A 17,821-nucleotide genomic window follows, 5' to 3' on the forward strand; every position below is an offset into this window, starting at 1 on the left:
ACATTAAGATGAATTTTAAATCAATCAAAAAATATATAGCAGTAGCATCAATTGCTGTTACTGCAGGATTCACTTCTTGTGTTCATCAGTTGGACACAGTGCCAGTAGATCCAAATGTTGATACTAAAGATAAAGTATACCAAAGTGTTGAAGATTATAATCAAGGTCTTGCAAAGTTATATGCTGGTTATGCAGTAACAGGACAACAAGGACCTGATGGTAACGGTGACCTTGGTGGTATTGACGAAGGTGCATCACAATACTTACGTAGATATTGGGAAGCACAAGAGTTGCCAACAGATGAAGCGATTAACTGTTGGGGTGACCCAGGTCAACCAGATATGTCTACAATGACTTGGTCAACAAACAACACGCTAAATGAAGCATTATATTACAGAATTATCTACCAAATCTCTTTAGCAAACCAATTCTTAAGAGATGCAGCAGATTCTGGTTTTGATCTAACAAGACAAAGAGCTGAGGCAAGATTCTTAAGAGCTTATTCTTACTGGCATGCTTTAGATTTATACGGTAATGGTGTACCTAAAGTAACTGAAGAAAATTCAGTAGGATCAGACTTACCTGAGCCTTGGGGAGCACAAGAAGGAAGAGAATTATTCGACTACTTAGTAGCTGAATTAGAGTCTATTCTTGATGATGCTAACGATGAGCACTTAGTTGATATCGGATCTAGCATGTTTGGTCAAGCAAACAAAGGTGTAGCACACATGTTATTGGCTAAGTTATACTTAAATGCTGAAGTGTATATCGGTGAGCCTCACTGGGAAGATGCTAAAAAGTATACAGATTTAGTTGTAAACAACTACATGATTTCTGATTCAGAGAAAAATGCTGTTTCTGCTTACCAATCATTATTCGTAATGGATAACTACGAAGAGTACAATGAGATCATCTTCTCAATTAACTACTTCGGTAACCAAACTCGTACTTGGGGTGGTATGACTTACCTAATCAATGCTGCGACTGGTGGTGATATGGATAGAGATATGATGGGTGCTCCAGGTTGGGGTGGTAACAGATCTATGACTTCATTACAAAAGTACTTTGATGGAGCTACAGATGAAAGATCATTATTCTTTGTACACACAGATGATAATGGTAATGAATTAACAGAAATTGTTGATTTCACTCAATTTGTTCAAGGTGTTCAGGTAACTAAATTCAGAAACGTAGATTCAAAAGGTAATCCTGGTGATGCTACTTTCGCAGAAACAAACTTCCCTGTATTCCGTGTAGCAGATGCATTATTAATGCAAACTGAGATTGAATGGAGAATGTACGGTTCAGCTAAGAATGATAACATCAGACTTTTATGGGAAAGAGCTGGTCGTCCGACGACTGCTGTTCCAACAGTAAGTGCTGAAGTATTATTGGCTGAAAGAGCAAGAGAATTATACTGGGAAGGACATAGACGTCAAGACCTTAGAAGATTCAATACTTTCACAAAAGGTACAGTTGTTCCAACATGGCCATACAAAGGTGCTCAAACAGCTCCAGGTGGTTTAACAACAGTAGCTGAAACTTATGAGGTATACCCAATTCCTTCATCAGAAATTGGAGCTAACCCTAATTTGACGCAAAACAAAGGATACTAGAAAAAATATCACAGCGGTATTTAATGCCGCTGTGTATGAAGATATTTCAAAAACTTTATACTAAAAAAGTAATGAAAAAAACATTATCAATCTTAATGATCTTCATGGCATTCTTTTCTTGCCGTGAGAGAGAGTTAACTCAAACTGGTAATCCAGAGGATTATGTAAGTCCTGAGTTTACAAAAGTTCCTGACACAGAAAAACTGTACGTATTTACAGAAGAAACTTCAGGAGATGCATTTGAAACATTGGAGTGGTCTGCTGCTGATTTTGGTGCTGCAACAGAATACAACTACCAAATTATAGCTTCAATTGAAGGATATGATGCAGAGTCAGTAGTAACGCTAGTAAGTGGTAGTGCTACTTCTGTTGAGATTTCTCAAAAAGAGTTGAATGATGCCATCATGTATATTACAGGTGCGTTATCAGAAGGTATGGTTACAGAAGAGAATGTAACATTAAATATTAAAGCATTTATCGGTGATTTCCCTACAGGTTCTGGTGTAGTATCTTCAGCTAAGCCTGCAAATGCTAATGTTTACCCTTATTTTACTCCTTCATTACCTGGTAACAGAATGTATGTTCGTGGTGATCACCAAGGTTGGACTGAAGGTGATGAAACAACAATTTTAGGTTCTGAAGAAGAGGAAGGTGGACCATATACTGGTTACATGTACTTAAATGAAAACTTTAAGGTGTCAACAGGTGCAACTTGGAACGGTGGTGATAACTACGGTCAAGATGGTGAGTGGGATAACCAAGGTAATGGTATCAAAACTGCAATTTCTACAGATGGAGGAGATATTAAAGTAACTCCAGGTCCTGGTTTCTACTTCATGAATACAAATGGATCTTCATCATTATTTATTGAGCAACTAGTATTCTCAGTGAAAGGTACTGCAGTTCCAAATGGTGAAATTGTAATGGACTATGATGCGACAAACCGTTACTTATATGCAAATGTAGACTTCGTAGATGGTTCATTTACTTTCTATGCTACAGATGAGCACAACTTTGGTAAAGGCGAGATGGATGGTATTACTGTAATTGGTGGTGAGCCAATTGAAGTAAAAGCAGGTAACAAAATGGTTATTCTTGACCTTAAAAACCCAGGTACGTATATCTACTACTACCAAGGTGCGATCGAAATTACTGCTCCAGTTCTTACTCCATTAACAACAACTGAGTATGTTCTTGCGAAAGAAGACAAAGATGAAGCAATTGAAGCTATTTCTTGGTCTGCAGCTGTATTTGGAGAAGAGGAACTTGATAAGTACCAGTTGTTATTAGGGTCACAAGTATTGTATGAAGGAACAGACTTAACAACTACTTTAACTGTAGCTGAATTAAATGCAGCAGCACTTAAAAATGGTGGTGAAGCAGGTAAATCTTTAGTTCACTCTTTACGAGTAGTGGCAATGTTTACTGAAGGTTCAAAACTAGAGTCTGAATTATTAGAATTGACAATCACTCCTTACTTGGCTTTCCAAGAGTACTTATATATGATTGGTGGTTACAACGGTTGGAGTTTTAATGAAGATGATGTTGTTAACCTAAAAGATCAAGAAGGTAATTACTCAGCATGGGTGTGGCTAGATCAAGCAGATGCTGATAATGGCTTTAAATTTACTACAGTAGATAACTGGAATGATGGTACTAACTATGGTTATGCTTCTGACAATAAATTATCAACTGATGGTGGAGCTGGTAATATTCCAGTAGGAGCTACAAACCATTATGATGTTAAAATGAATACTGAATCATTAACGTATGAATTAGTTCCATTAAAATGGGGATTAATTGGTGCAGCTACTCCAGGTGAGTGGGCTACTGATTCGGAAATGACATTAGATGAAGGTACTAAAACTTGGACTTGGACAGGAGATTTAACTCATGGTGAGTACAAGTTTAGAGCTAACAATGAATGGGCATATAACTTAGGTGCTTCAGACACTGATGGTGTTGTTGTTTTTGACGGACCAAATATGGTAAATGAAGACCCAGGTAACTATACTATTACGTTAACTTATGATGTTGATACTGATACATTCAGTATGACAAAAGTTCAGAACTAATAGTTATAGATAAAATATATAAGAAGCAACCTCAGAAATGGGGTTGCTTTTTTTTATTTTTGAGCCTAAATCAATTTCAATTATGATAAACATAACAAAAGCAACCACTAATCAACAACTCAAACAAATAGAGGTCTTGGCAAAGGAAATTTGGAATGAGCATTATGTCAAGATTATCGGGCAGGAACAAGTTGACTACATGTTGGACAAGTTTCAGTCTTTTTCTGCTATGGAAGTACAAGTAGAAAACGGATTGGAATATTATACCTTATCATTCAATAATAAACTGGCAGGGTATCTTGCTTTTAAAGAAGAAAGTGATCAATTGTTCCTTTCTAAAATTTATGTTTTAGCAGCTTTGAGAGGGAATAAAATTGCAAAACATGGAATGAACTACGTAGTTTCCCAAGCACAGCAAAGAGGTAAAGGGGGAATACGTCTAACCGTCAATAAATATAACGAGGGAGCGATAAAAGCCTATGCAAAAATGGGGTTTGAAAAAATAGATGATGTCGTTGCAGACATAGGAAAGGGCTATGTTATGGATGATTTTGTATTACTTAAGAAAATTGATTGATGTGGGTTTGCTAATTAACTCACGTTAAAAATCACTTAAAGTTATTTAATGAAAATGTCATCAAAAAAAGGTGATTTATCTTAGGATTTCACTTCCTAAACATTAGCTTTGTGTGATATTAAATTATATTCATTTAACTAAAACTTTAGTAGCTATGTCATTAGTGAACAAACCAGCTCCATTATTCACTGCAGGTGCTGTAATCAATGGTGAAGAGATCGTTGAAGACTTCTCATTAGAGCAATATATCGGTAAGAAGGAAGTAGTATTATTCTTCTACCCGAAAGACTTCACTTTCGTTTGTCCAACTGAAATCTTAGCATTCCAAGAATTATTACCAGAATTCGAGAAAAGAAACGTACAAGTAATTGGTGTTTCTACTGATACTGAAGAAACTCACTTAGCATGGTTATTAACACCAAAAGCTGAAGGTGGTATCGAAGGTGTTACTTACCCATTAGTAGCTGATGCTGCTAAAACTATTGCTATGAACTATGGCGTATTAGGTGGTGAGTATACTTTTGACGAAGATACTGCACAATGGTCTTTCGAAGGTGCTCCTATCGCATTAAGAGGTACTTTCTTAATTGACAAAGCTGGTAACGTTAGACACCAAGTAATTAATGATTTCCCTCTAGGTCGTAACATCGAAGATACGTTACGTATGGTAGATGCTTTACAATTCACTGAAAAGCATGGTGAAGTTTGTCCTGCAAACTGGGAAGAAGGTAAAGATTCAATGAAGCCAACTCGCGAAGGTGTAGCTGATTATTTATCAAATCACTAAGAAATATATTTATTTAGGATTAGAATTATCTTAAATTTGAGCTTCTCTCTATCTAATAGGGGGAAGCTTTTTTTATTGAGTTATAACAATACACTTTTTGTAGCGTTATATTGATATACGTAAATTTTATTGATTCAGTGATTAACTAACAACAAGATGGTTAAAACGATTTTACTAACAGTATTGGCATTCCTGTTAAATACTTACGTCTTTGCTCAGGATTATTATGTACTGCATTTATCTGGGAAAATAAAGGAGACATCATCACAAAGAAATTTAATCGTGGGCGATGTGTTAGCAGCAAATACTCAATTGACGTTTTTGACGGAGAATGCAAAAGCTGTGGTTATAAGCAAAGAAAAAGGACGTATGCTTCTTGATGGTTCTGAAGGTAAAAGAAATTATCAAGGTGAGTTTATTACGATGCTTCAAAATGTATTGATGCCTGTAGCGGCGAATGAAGGGCTAAGCACTAGAGCAGTTTTTAAAGAAAATAAAGACATTGTGGATCTTCAAGCGTATTTTGGTTCCGAGAAACTTCAAAGAGCAATCATAGGAGAGAAGTATACGTTAAACCTTAATCCGGAAGTCTTCAAAAAGAAAGGAGGAAGTACGTATATCTTTAAATATAAGATCGGAGACGAGGTGGTTAATAAAGTTATCAAAATCTACGATGGTCAGCTGACATTAGATAAAAAGGCATTATTTCCTGTAGGATATCATGACTTAGCAGAGAAAGGTACAAAAGCAGAATTCTTTTCGATGAATGTTATTTCTAAAAAGTCAGAGTTACTAGCTTCAACACACATCTGTTTTGTTAACGAAAAGGTATTACAAAAAGAAGTAAATACCATTATCAAAGGATATGGTATTGAAGGTGACGAAGCACAAATATTAGAGAAGGTCAATGATTATTTCATTCATCAATATGGAATTCCTTTTGAACAAGATTTAGAAGGTTGGTTATCTAAGAAAGGATATATCAACTCTTCTCAGAAATAATAGAACTTTACTTCAAGCCGAAGAAAAAAATGGTGAGTCTATAAATGTATAGGCTCACCATTTTTTTATAAAATGAAAAAGGTACGCGAAAAATTCACATACCTTTAACCTTAACCAATAAACAACACATAAAATAAACACATGCTTGAAGTCATGTGAGGACTCGAACCTCAAGATATCCCATAGATTTTTCTATTGATACACACTTTTTAATCGCTTTCGAAATACAAATTTACAGGATATTTCAAAAATTTGAAATCTTTTTAAATTTATTAATCCAACTTTTCAATAATTGTAATAAATTTGAGTAATTGATGAAGTTAATTTAAAAAAATCGCATAACTAATGGAAAAAATACCTGAAATTGATCATGTCGATATTAAAATTCTCTCAGAATTGTTGAAAGATGCGAAAACTCCTTACACAGAAATCGCTGAGAGAATCTTCGTTTCGGGCGGAACAGTTCATGTTCGTATGAAGAAAATGGAGAAGATGGGAATCGTAAAAGGTTCGACATTAGATCTAGATTTTTCTAAACTTGGTTACGACATCACTTCATTCTTGGGAATTTATTTAGAGAAAAGTAGTTTGTACGAACAAGTTTGTACAGAACTAGCAAAAATTCCTGAAATTTTGAACTTACATTATACTACAGGTGACTGGAGTATTTTTGTTAGATTAGCTTGTAGAGACACGAATCATTTAAGACAAGTCATTCAAGATAAGGTTCAAAGTATTGGAGGGATTACAAGAACAGAAACGTTTATATCATTAGAAGAAAAGTTCAATAGACCACTTGCATTCGACGAGATCGATATGATGGAAGAAACAGAAGAATAGTATTTTTCTGAAATGAATTATTTAATAGATTGACAAACTAATGTATTAATAAAAAAGCGAAGAAATATCTTAAATATTTCTTCGCTTTTTTATTTAGACTCCAACACTCCACTCTTTCATCATTTTCTTAATACATTGTTTGATGGGGTCATTACTCTCTGCATTGTTCATCACAATACCAATAATAGGGAGGAAGTGTTCATCATAATTCATGGTCCATACAGGCCTACCATAACAGGCGTTTGGACAAATAAGCCATAAGAAGTCTGGCTTTTGATGATCTCTCTTCTCTCCAATTACCCTAACACAAGTATAATATTTAAATGAGGCTTCTTTTAAGTCTTGTTCTAATACTGTTTTCGCCATCTTATACTTCGCATCAAGAATACCATATCGTAAGGATAGGTGAGGATCCATATACTCTACTACAAAGTCAGGAGTATAATAGAAACTGTCTCTGTGTGGCTTACCATGTAATACAAGGTGTGTATCTTTTGGTTCTCTGCCAATTTGAGGTTGGTATAAGAAATTCATCATCCATTTTCCTTTTACAGGGATAATAGAGATTCTTTTAGGAATAAATTCACCTTCCTCCACTTCATCTTCCTCAATACGTACATTGTAATCTTTGAAGCACTCTAGCAGGGCATCTTTTAGCTGGTAATACGTATACATCTCGTAAATTTGATCCAGGAAAGAAGTCTTCATAGAAGAAGCACTACTATCCGTATCAATTTTTAAGTTATATACCTGTAATAAGCTTAAGAAGATATTTGAGTACAAATTGACAGAACTAAACTGCTTCGTCAATTTAGGAGGATATACATTTGGTTTAGTATTCGGAAGAAGCTGTCTATATTTCCTCTCTACGCGATATAATCGAGTTTTGAGTTCATTGACATCTTCAATGGCTTGAGCATTGATAATAACTTGTGCTGATTCAAAAGTGGCATATCCATTACCATCTGCTTGAAAATAATTTTTCTGTTCATTAAGATGGTCGATATGAGTCAATAAATCATCAATTAACTTTCTTGCCCAATAGAAACCACCAAGAATACATTCGTTTTCGTAAGTGGCATATTCCATCTTAATCACAGGAGCATCAATACGATCAATAACAGTATACTGTCCATTAATCTCTATGGCATCAGGATGATCCTTTAAAGAATCGTCAAAGTATAACTCGTCAAGATGTTCTATCAGCCAGTCGATACTTTGATTATCAATATTTGCAGTGGCAAAATCTTGAATTTCTCTTTTTTGTACTGTGGAATACCTTGGACTATGTGCTAACTCTGGTAGCATGGCCTCCATGTTATTGATAAAAGCATCTAATGGAGACAGCCTAGTGATTGATAGTACATTGTTGTTCGGGGACCCATCCTCGAACTCTTCATCATCTTTGGTGAAGAGCTTCATGATCACAGACTTGTTCTTTTTATACAAGTAGGTGATCATACTTTCAGCATCCTCGCTACTAAGCTTGGAAGCATCTACTCTTACCTGAAATGATTCACTTCCACAAGATACCTTCACAACGCCCAATTGATTAGAGAAGTGTTGCCCTAACCCAATGGTGATTACTCCATTGTTGATGTCGTTCTTGACGAGAGAATCTTCAATCTCAACGCCATCAATACGTACTTGTACATCAACAGGAAGTTCAAAGTAGTGAAATTCAAGCTCATAAAAGTGGTGTTCCAATACAACGAGTAACCCGTCCATTGGAAGCACCTCTTCTCTTTCAGTATTGTAAGGTGGAGAACTGTCTTTTCGAATGTGAAAAATCTTGAACTCCATGATATTAACCGTCTATTGAGAAGTAATTATAGAAGTGATGATTGAATCCTTCTTTTCCTCCTCTTTCTAACATTTTTTGTAACGTCCATTCTGCGTGAGAATCTTTCAGACCAAAGCCTTTGACAATTTCTAACAAGGCTTTAATACCTTCACGTACTTCTGCACCTTGTAAATTGATTCTTGTAAAGATTCTTTGTGCTAAACAGTAATCTAATGGACGGAACTGCTCATTCATTGCCGAATGGGCGAGGTTACAATATTCAATTACAGATTTTCTAGTTCTTAAACTGATTTGTATCCCTAAGTTTCTTAATTCAATAGCAATTTGTTCAAAACGCTCTTCTAATTCAGAGTCAATAAACTCTAATTGGTCAGGAGCTAATTCTTGTTTGAAATCTTTCAAGTCAAAAAGTTTTCGAACAGTGTCAAAGCTGATTTCATAAGGCTCAGGCATAATAATCTCTGAGCTTATTAAAGGAGCATCGACTTTTGGTAAGTCCAAACGGATGATATGAGATCTATCTAATAATCTTGGAGAAATCTGTTCCGTTGTAGAATCAAGGTTTAGTGTACCTAAGAATCTAAGGTTGTTGGCATATTCAATCATCTCATTGTTACCTAATGAGATTTTTAAGCCATTATTCACTTGTGCTTTGGAATCTGTCAGCGAATAGAACGATGCCCAATAATGTTCAATTGGACTTAAGTTGGCTTCATCTAACAAACAGTACGCCATAGGAGCCTGTTGGTAATTCAACTTGATGAATTCACCATCCAATTGCTTTAGAAGATCATAAAGATCTGTATTTGCTCTTTGGAATCGTTTCGATAAAGGGTTGGCAAAACCAATTAGGTCCTTTTGTGATGACCAACCTCTTGCAACAGATATTTCAGAAAAACGCTCTTTTCTTGTGATAGATTGCATTAAGAATCTAGCTAAAGATGTTTTACCTGAACCTGGAGGGCCCCAAAGTAAGGATAGAGAATTCTGGTGCATCGCAATCAAGATATTTGCAATAAAGTGATCTGGATAGCTACGACCTAGTCTTCCTAAACGTTTATGGATCTTTTGAGATAGGTCCTTTAGCGAGTTGATTTGTGTTTCATTCTCAATAGAGTAGTCTCTAACAACAACTTCATCAGGTCCTAAAGCTTGACCATTTTGTTTATTTGAATTATTGAAAACATCGAAACTCATCTTTGTTTTCAATAGATTTTTCAAGGCTTTGTCGGCATCTTCTTGTGCTGTAGTAAACTCTTCCTTTAATGCAGAAATAGCTACTTCAAGATTATGCTTTTCACTCTTCGAGTTATCAATTTCTTCGTTTAATCGAGCAAGATTATCAAAAGTATGGGCTAATTCGATAGCTTCAGCTTTGTCCGAAAGTTCTTCTCTAACTTTGTCGAGTTTCTTAAGTCCTTCTTCAATTTCTTTATTGATGGCAGACTCTCTTTCTTTTTGAAGACTTTCTCTAATTTTTTGCTCGTTGGCTTTCAAATTATTGATTCCATCTTCAAGGTCTTGTCCTTCTTCTTGAAGTCGGGCAATGTTTTTACGAGATTTCTCTTTTTCTCTTTTTAGCTGAGCAATTTGATTATCAAGATCAAGCTTTTCAGTTTGTAAACCGTCTAAACTTGCCTTAAAGAAGTCATTTTCAGCAAGGGAAGTGATAAACTGTTGTAAGTAAGTCAGGTTTTCCTGAGGCTTAGAAAACAGTTTTTCTAAACGTTGATAACGCTCCTGAAAAGAGTGGATAGAATTATCCTTTGAAATAGCAGTCCATACTTTGTCTGCAATTTCTAATGACTGTTTCTTATTTAATTGTTCTTCTGCCCATTTAAATAAGTCTTGTCGGCTAATGAAATCTACAGTATCTACGATATTGTATTCTATATCATGTGTAGAGCGAATCAGTTTACGTTTTAAACCTTCTTCTGGCATATTAAATTCTAAAAATGCATCAGAAGGCAATTCGTAAGCTTCAACACTTTTACGAACACCTGTAGCAGATAATCTTACGGCTTTAGCTTCAGAGCTTGTTTTTACTCCCACAAAAGGCCCATAGATGAGTCCTTCTTTTGTTTGAGCAAAGAATTTTCTTTCCTGAGCAACATATATTTCATTAATAATGTCATAATACTGCTTATCAGGATGGAAAAGGTGAAGTTCAAAGTCTATTTCACCAGGGAAAATTTCTAAAAGTTGATCTTCAGATAAAGTACTTAAGCGATCAGCATGAGTGATATGTTTGGTTAAAGAATTCTCTTTATTGTAGGCATCATCATCCGTAAGCTGTTTATTTGGACGGACACCTTTAACTTTAATTAATTCTTCTAATTTGAAATCAGTCGTTAATGTGTATGGCGCACTTGCTAAAAATATAGTTTCGCCTAACTTGTTGATATCTAATTTAAACCATTCTTCACCATCAAAATAAAATAAAGGAATTATAAATTTTTTATGCTGCTTAAAATTCTGAGGGTGCTGAGCACCAACTATATAACTTTCTTCACCTAATGCTTTATAACTTTCATAATCATCAAAAATTTCGTCTAAATCTTTAATTTTCATTTTTAATATTTTAATTACATTTCGAAAATGATTAGGAAAAATAGTCAATAGTACGCATTAATAAAAGTGATTTTTTTTAGTTTGTTTAATATGTGTTGAATAAGTTTGTACACTATAGACCATAGCATGATTGTTTAAATGAAAAAACTTCCAGATACACTCGTTATCGCATCAAGTATTTTATTACTATTCATAGGATTAACTTGGATTATTCCATCAGGAGAATATAGTAGAGAACTCTTGAACGGCAGAAACGTTTTAGTCCCTGGTTCCTACCAGGAAGTACAGAGTTCACCTCAAGGGTTATCCGCTTTCTTTGAAGCACCACTAAAAGGTTTTATTTCTGCTGCAGAAATTATTGCATTTATCTTTATAGTAGGGGGAGCTTTCGGAATGATGAATACTACTGGTGCAATAGAAGCAGGGCTACAGAAGTTGGTGTCATTCAGTAATAAGCATGCGTTGTATAAACAGATTATTATTCCTTTAATTATTGTTGTTTTCTCTATTGCTGGGGCCACATTTGGGATGTCTGAAGAAGTTTTGGTCTTTATATTAATCACAATCCCTATGGCCAATGCAATGAAGCTTGATCCCATTGTTGGTGTTGCTATTCCTTTTGTTGGTGCCGGTGTTGGTTTTGCAGGAGCTATAAGTAACCCTTTTACAATTGGTATTGCTCAAGGGATTGCCGAAGTACCACTTTTTAGTGGTTGGGAATACAGAATTTTCATATGGTTTATCTTCACCACAATAGGTGTAGTGTATATCATGAGATATGTAAATTTAATCTCTTCTGATCCTCAAAAATCATTAATGAAATCACATATTAGTGATCAAATGAAATTGGATAATACCAAGGAGATTCCATTTACCATAAGAAGGTCATTAGTACTGATAATTTTTGCTTTAGGTATCATAATGCTTGTGGTCGGAGTGGCAAAATATGCCTGGTACATGATAGAAATTGGAGCCTTATTCTTCGGTATAGGTGTAATTTCAGCACTTATCTGTGGAATTCATGTGGATGAAATCAGTAATGGCTTTGTAAAGGGAGCGAAAGAAATGATGACGGCAGCATTGGTAGTGGCATTTTGTAAAGGTATTCTTATTGTTGCATCTGATGGGAAAATAATTGATACCGTATTACATGGTATTGCAGGTGTTGTTAATGGTTTACCAAAGGTGGCTTCCGTAGAAGCAATGTTCTTATTTCAGAGTGCTTTAAATACGTTCTTACCTTCAGGTTCTGGACAGGCAGCTTTAACTATGCCTATTATGGCTCCTTTAAGTGACTTATTAGGTATTTCAAGACAGTCTGCAGTTCTTGCTTTCCAATTTGGTGATGGTTTAACCAACTTAATTATCCCTACAAGTGGAGTGACAATGGGAGTGCTTTCTATAGCAAAAATCCCTTACGAAGTTTGGGTGAAATGGATGGGACCTCTTTTAGCAATCCTAATGTTTGCAGCTGCATTACTACTATTAGGGCCTGTGTACTTTAACATATGGTAAAGAAGAAACAGTTTAATATTTTCTTGAAAATCATTGCAGCCTTTTTAATACTAATTGCCTGCTATGAATTTTTTAATCGTTCACCTTGGGAGAAGATTACTTTAGAAAAAAAAGAATATATTCTTCTTGCAGGTCTATTAATGCCCTTCAATTGGCTGATGGAGGCGTATCGCTGGAGGTTATTAATCCAACCGTTAGTAAAGTTAAGTTATATTCAATCCCTGAAAGGTGTTCTGTCAGGCTTAGCTGGTTCTTTTTTAGCAGGCAGAACTATTGGAGGAACATTAGGACGGTATTGGTCCTTACCTCCTGAAGTAGATCGAAAGCAATCTATTGCAGCATTATTTGTAGGAAATTCTATACAGGGAGCTTTCACTTTTTTCTTTGGGGCTTTAGCATTGCTCATACTTTTTAAACACAAGATCCATTTACAATTACCTTTTAACCTATGGCATAGTTTACTAGCTTTCTTTTTATTTGTTGTGATAGGTTTTTTAGCTGTGAAAAAAGCCGACAGATTAAAAGTTATAGTTGAAAATTACCTACAAGTAGTCTTACGCTATTCGTTAGAAATTATTGCAAAAGTAACTTTAGGAGGGCTTTTTAGATATATTCTTTTCACAGCTCAATTTGTATTAGTGATTAAAGCTTTTGGAGTTGAGGAGTCGTGGGGATTGATGTTTTTACTCGTCCCTATCATTTATTTCATAAAAACGATGACACCATCATTAACGGGTGTCTTAGATCTTGGAGCAAGAGAGTTATCAGCATTATATATTTTTGAAGTGATGGATGCCAATACCAACGTAGCATTGATGGCAAGTCTTATTATTTGGGCAATTAATATTTTAATACCATCTTTAATAGGGCTTTCGGTGCGATGGAAGCTTTAAAAATAGATAACTCATGAAAACATATTGGACAAACTTTCACAGCCATACTTACTATTGTGATGGTAAATCTTCATTGGAAGATCATGTAATTGCAGCTATTGATCAGAATGTGAAATCATATGGTTTCTCTTCACATTCGCCAGTTCCATTTCCTACAACTTGGAATATGAAAAAAGAGAAATTAGAAAACTATCTACAAGACGCCAACCTGTTAATAGAAAAGTATAAAGGACAAATACAATTATATAAAAGTCTCGAAGTCGATTTTATTCCCAAAAAGAGTGGTCCTCATCAACATCCCCAACTAGATTATACAGTTGGTTCTGTACATTTTGTCGATCAATATGCAGACGGAACATATTGGGAAATTGATAATACCAAAACAATATTTCGAAAAGGGTTGAGAGAAATTTTCCATGATGATATTCAAGCTGCTATTCAAAAATACATTGATTTGAATGTAGAAATGATCACAACAGATAAACCTGATGTATTAGGGCATTTAGATAAGATAAAAATGCACAATCATACAGAAAAACTCTTTAGTGAAGAAGACAGCTGGTATCAAAAAATAATGATGGAATATGTTGAGGAAATTGAAAAATCAGGAGTAATTGTAGAAGTAAATACTCGAGGCCTTTACAAAGGGTGGGCCGATGATTTATACCCGAGTCCTTGGTTGTTGAAAGAATTGATACAACGAAATATCCCAATTGTCCTCAATTCAGACAGTCATGTACCCCACGAAATCACTAAAAAGTTTTCTGATACCGCAAAAATGTTGCAACAGTTAGGCCTTAAAAAATTATATGCTTTTTGGAATAATGAATGGCAACCGTTTGATTTTAATGAAGGTGGGCTTTATTTACCTAATGCTTAAAACGCTCTTCTTTCCATATGAATTTTCCAGAAAATGTTTCCGTTGCTTCAGGAAATTCAATTAATTTCTCCAATGTAAAAGTTGTAGATTCGAAGGCAATGTCTTCCCACGGAATATTATCAAGGTCATAAAATGCTACTTCTGTGCTTTCAGATGTAGGAGTAGCATAATCACTTTCTAAATCCACAAGGTAAAGCATGTATACTTGGTTAAATTGTGGTAATGAAAAGATAGTATGCAATCTTACGATTTTACCTTTGGCATGAGTTTCTTCATATAATTCTCTTAATGCACCTTCTTCTGGAGTTTCTCCACACTCTAAAAAACCAGCAGGTAAATTCCAGAATCCATAACGGGGTTCAATGGCTCTCTTTCCTAAAAGTACTTTTCCGTTATACATAGGAATACAACCCGCAATTACCCTGGGGTTTTGGTAATGTATTGTATTACAATCGGGGCAAACAAAACGCTCCTTATGGTCTCCCTCAGGAATAATAAATTGGAGTCTATCGCTGCCACAATTACTACAGAACTTCATGTTTTTTACAGTGTCTAGTTTGGTTCAAATAAGATATTTCAACTAAAATATGAAAATCTTAAGAGAAATTGATATTTAGCCCTTTTTTGAGAGTAGAAAGAACACTACTTTTGTGACAATTTAATCACTCAGTTTTATAACGTATACTTTTTCATAAAAATATACTGCCATTATCAACACATAGTAAACGGTAAATGATTTAATGTATAAAGTATACCTCCTTAAAGATCTTAAAGAACATAAATAATCAAGTATGTCTAAGAACGTCATCCGTAAGAAGGACGCTTTGGAATACCATGAGAATCCAATTCCTGGTAAAATTGAAGTAGTACCAACTAAGAAAACCAAAACACAAAGAGATTTATCATTAGCCTATTCTCCAGGTGTAGCAGATCCATGTTTGGAAATTGCTGAGAAACCTGAGGATGTTTATAAATATACAGCAAAAGGAAACCTTGTAGGTGTAATTTCTAACGGTACAGCCGTTTTAGGTCTTGGTGATATCGGACCAGAAGCCTCAAAACCTGTAATGGAGGGTAAAGGTGTACTTTTCAAAATTTTTGCTGGTATCGATGTTTTTGATATCGAAATTGATGCAAAAGACCCTAAGAAGTTTATCGAAGCAGTAAAAACATTAGAGCCTACGTTCGGTGGTATTAACCTTGAGGACATTAAAGCTCCAGATTGTTTTGAAATCGAGCAAACACTGAAGAAGGAAATGAATATCCCTGTAATGCATGATGATCAGCATGGTACAGCAATCATTTCTGGAGCGGCATTATTAAATGCAGCAGAGATTATTGGTAAAGATTTAAAAGACTTAAAAGTAGTTGTATCAGGAGCTGGAGCATCTGCAGTATCTTGTATTAATATCTTTTTTGAGCTTGGTGTCGACCGTAAAAACGCTATCGTATGTGATAGTAGAGGTGTAATCCGTTCTGATAGAGAAGGATTATCAGGTAACAAAAAAGATTTAGCTACTGATATTGATGTTCATAATTTAGAAGAGGCTTTAGTTGGTGCTGATGTATTCCTAGGCTTATCGAAAGGTAACTTGATGACTCCAGAGATGTTGAAGTCTATGGCAAAAGATCCTATCGTATTTGCTTTGGCCAACCCAACCCCTGAGATCGATTATGAATTGGCGATGAGCACAAGAAGTGATGTGATGATGGCAACAGGGCGATCAGATCATCCTAACCAAGTGAACAACGTTTTAGGTTTCCCATATATCTTTAGAGGAGCTCTAGATGTAAGAGCTACCGAGATTAATGAAGAGATGAAGTTGGCTTGTGTTAGAGCTATTGCAGATTTAGCCAAAGAGCCTGTTCCAGAAACAGTAACACAAGCATATAATGTGGATCGTTTGGTATTTGGAAAAGAATACTTTATTCCAAAACCACTTGATACTCGTCTTTTAACAACTGTAGCTCCTGCCGTTGCAAAAGCAGCCATGGAAACAGGTGTAGCTAGAGCAACTATCGATGATATGGAAGCTTACAAGGATGAGCTAATCCGTAGAATGGGTTCTGGTAATGATATCATGCGTCGTTTAAGTGTTAAAGCGAAAAACGAACGTAAGCGTATCGTATTTGCCGAAGCTGATAACCCACACATTCTTAGAGCTGCTCGTATTGCTATGGATGAAGGAATTATCGAACCAATCTTATTGGGTCGTAGATCAAGAATCAAAGCAATGATTGAAGCTTTAGAGTTGGATGAATTATTAAATGTACCAATCATTAACCCTCGTTCTGAGGAAAGTGATGCATACCGTTCTAAATACGCTCAATCTTTCTATGAAAGACGTCAGAGAATGGGAGCAACACTATATGAAGCGAATGACTTAATGAACAAAAGAAGTTATTATGCTGCTATGATGGTGGAGAAAGGAGATGCTGACGCATTAATCTCAGGTGCACATAGAAACTATATTTCATCTTTAGCTCCAGCACTTCGAGTAATCGGAACTGTAGATGATAAAGCAGTAGCAACAATGTATATGGTATTAACTAAGAAGGGACCATTATTCTTAGGTGATACAACAATGATTGAGAACCCTACTGTAAATGAGATTGTAGAAATTACAGAATCTGTAGTTTCAAGAGTGAAAGACTTCTTTAAAATTGATCCTCGAGTGGCATTGTTATCTTACGGTAACTTTGGTTCTTCTAAAAAAGGTATCGATTCGAATAAAATGAGTAAGGCTCGTCAAATCATCAAAGAGAGAAATCCAAACCTTCCTGTAGATGGTGATATCCAAGCGAACTTTGCATTAAATTCGGATATAACAAAAGAAAGTTTCCCATTCTCAGATTTAGCTGATGCACCAGCAAACGTTTTAATTTTCCCTAACCTTTCTTCTGCAAACATTGCATTGAAAATGGTAGAGCAATTGGCCGATGCTACTTCGGTAGGTCCAATTGTAATGGGCATGAAAAAACCTGCTCACGTTCTACAAATGGGAGCAAATGTGCAACAAATCTTAGATATGATTACTATTGCTAACTTGGATGCTCAACAGCAATAGAATATAAAAATTATAAAGAATAAGACTTTTTTTAGGGTGATTTGTAAAAAATCACCCTTTTTCTTTTTAAATCAATTAATTAATAATTAAAATTGCAATAAGATCATTTGTCAATGGTCTTTTTGTTTATGTTATTACTATAGTAATTCGATAGAGTAAAGGATAAAATAAATCATAACCACTGTCACGAAAT

13 protein-coding genes are annotated in these 17,821 nt (G+C 35.2%); 10 read left to right on the forward strand and 3 right to left on the reverse strand.

Going from position 1 to position 17,821, the window contains the following annotated elements:
• Positions 1 to 8 precede the first annotated feature (8 nt).
• The 6 genes from QL232_RS08570 (at position 9) to QL232_RS08595 (ending at position 6,897) form a co-directional block, all read left to right on the forward strand.
• Positions 9 to 1,616 (forward strand): RagB/SusD family nutrient uptake outer membrane protein, encoded by a 1,608-nt coding sequence (locus tag QL232_RS08570; RefSeq protein ID WP_281613803.1) that lies wholly within the window; start codon positions 9 to 11, stop codon positions 1,614 to 1,616.
• Between the two features lie 71 nt (positions 1,617 to 1,687).
• A complete protein-coding gene (locus QL232_RS08575; protein ID WP_281613804.1) occupies positions 1,688 to 3,691 on the forward strand; it encodes a SusF/SusE family outer membrane protein in 2,004 nt (667 codons plus the stop codon).
• Positions 3,692 to 3,773: 82 nt separating this feature from the next.
• Positions 3,774 to 4,268: a GNAT family N-acetyltransferase gene (locus QL232_RS08580; RefSeq protein ID WP_281613805.1), complete on the forward strand. Its 495-nt coding sequence runs from the start codon at positions 3,774 to 3,776 to the stop codon at positions 4,266 to 4,268.
• Positions 4,269 to 4,422: 154 nt separating this feature from the next.
• Positions 4,423 to 5,055, forward strand: coding sequence for a peroxiredoxin (locus QL232_RS08585; protein ID WP_168881087.1), 633 nt, complete (start codon positions 4,423 to 4,425; stop codon positions 5,053 to 5,055).
• 156 nt (positions 5,056 to 5,211) lie between these two features.
• Positions 5,212 to 6,057, forward strand: a complete 846-nt coding sequence (locus QL232_RS08590; protein ID WP_281613806.1) for a hypothetical protein — start codon at positions 5,212 to 5,214, stop codon at positions 6,055 to 6,057.
• Positions 6,058 to 6,402: 345 nt separating this feature from the next.
• Positions 6,403 to 6,897: an Lrp/AsnC ligand binding domain-containing protein gene (locus QL232_RS08595; protein WP_168881089.1), complete on the forward strand. Its 495-nt coding sequence runs from the start codon at positions 6,403 to 6,405 to the stop codon at positions 6,895 to 6,897.
• A gap of 93 nt (positions 6,898 to 6,990) precedes the next feature.
• On the opposite strand, the gene QL232_RS08600 is transcribed toward QL232_RS08595, so the two are convergent.
• Positions 6,991 to 8,700, reverse strand: a complete 1,710-nt coding sequence (locus QL232_RS08600; RefSeq protein ID WP_281613807.1) for a hypothetical protein — start codon at positions 8,698 to 8,700, stop codon at positions 6,991 to 6,993.
• 4 nt (positions 8,701 to 8,704) lie between these two features.
• Positions 8,705 to 11,272 (reverse strand): AAA family ATPase, encoded by a 2,568-nt coding sequence (locus QL232_RS08605; protein ID WP_281613808.1) that lies wholly within the window; start codon positions 11,270 to 11,272, stop codon positions 8,705 to 8,707.
• Positions 11,273 to 11,410: 138 nt separating this feature from the next.
• On the opposite strand from QL232_RS08605, the gene QL232_RS08610 reads away from it, so the two are divergent.
• From QL232_RS08610 to QL232_RS08620, 3 genes are read left to right on the forward strand one after another with little or no spacing between them, the layout of a single operon-like run.
• Positions 11,411 to 12,787: a TIGR00366 family protein gene (locus tag QL232_RS08610; RefSeq protein WP_281613809.1), complete on the forward strand. Its 1,377-nt coding sequence runs from the start codon at positions 11,411 to 11,413 to the stop codon at positions 12,785 to 12,787.
• Positions 12,781 to 13,680, forward strand: a complete 900-nt coding sequence (locus QL232_RS08615) for a lysylphosphatidylglycerol synthase domain-containing protein (RefSeq protein ID WP_281613810.1) — start codon at positions 12,781 to 12,783, stop codon at positions 13,678 to 13,680. Before QL232_RS08610 ends, QL232_RS08615 begins: the two co-directional genes overlap by 7 nt.
• Positions 13,681 to 13,693: 13 nt before the next feature.
• A complete protein-coding gene (locus QL232_RS08620) occupies positions 13,694 to 14,560 on the forward strand; it encodes a histidinol-phosphatase (protein ID WP_281613811.1) in 867 nt (288 codons plus the stop codon).
• Here QL232_RS08620 and QL232_RS08625 read toward each other — a convergent pair.
• Entirely contained in the window at positions 14,550 to 15,098 is a 549-nt protein-coding gene (locus QL232_RS08625) for an NUDIX hydrolase (protein WP_168881095.1), read from the reverse strand. The two genes, QL232_RS08620 and QL232_RS08625, sit on opposite strands and share 11 nt — an antisense overlap.
• Before the next feature lie 253 nt (positions 15,099 to 15,351).
• Here QL232_RS08625 and QL232_RS08630 point away from each other — a divergent pair, with 253 nt between their 5' ends.
• Positions 15,352 to 17,628 (forward strand): NADP-dependent malic enzyme, encoded by a 2,277-nt coding sequence (locus QL232_RS08630; protein WP_168881096.1) that lies wholly within the window; start codon positions 15,352 to 15,354, stop codon positions 17,626 to 17,628.
• Positions 17,629 to 17,821: the final 193 nt, after the last annotated feature.

The organism is Flammeovirga sp. SubArs3 (assembly GCF_947387565.1).
Classification (GTDB): domain Bacteria; phylum Bacteroidota; class Bacteroidia; order Cytophagales; family Flammeovirgaceae; genus Flammeovirga; species Flammeovirga agarivorans.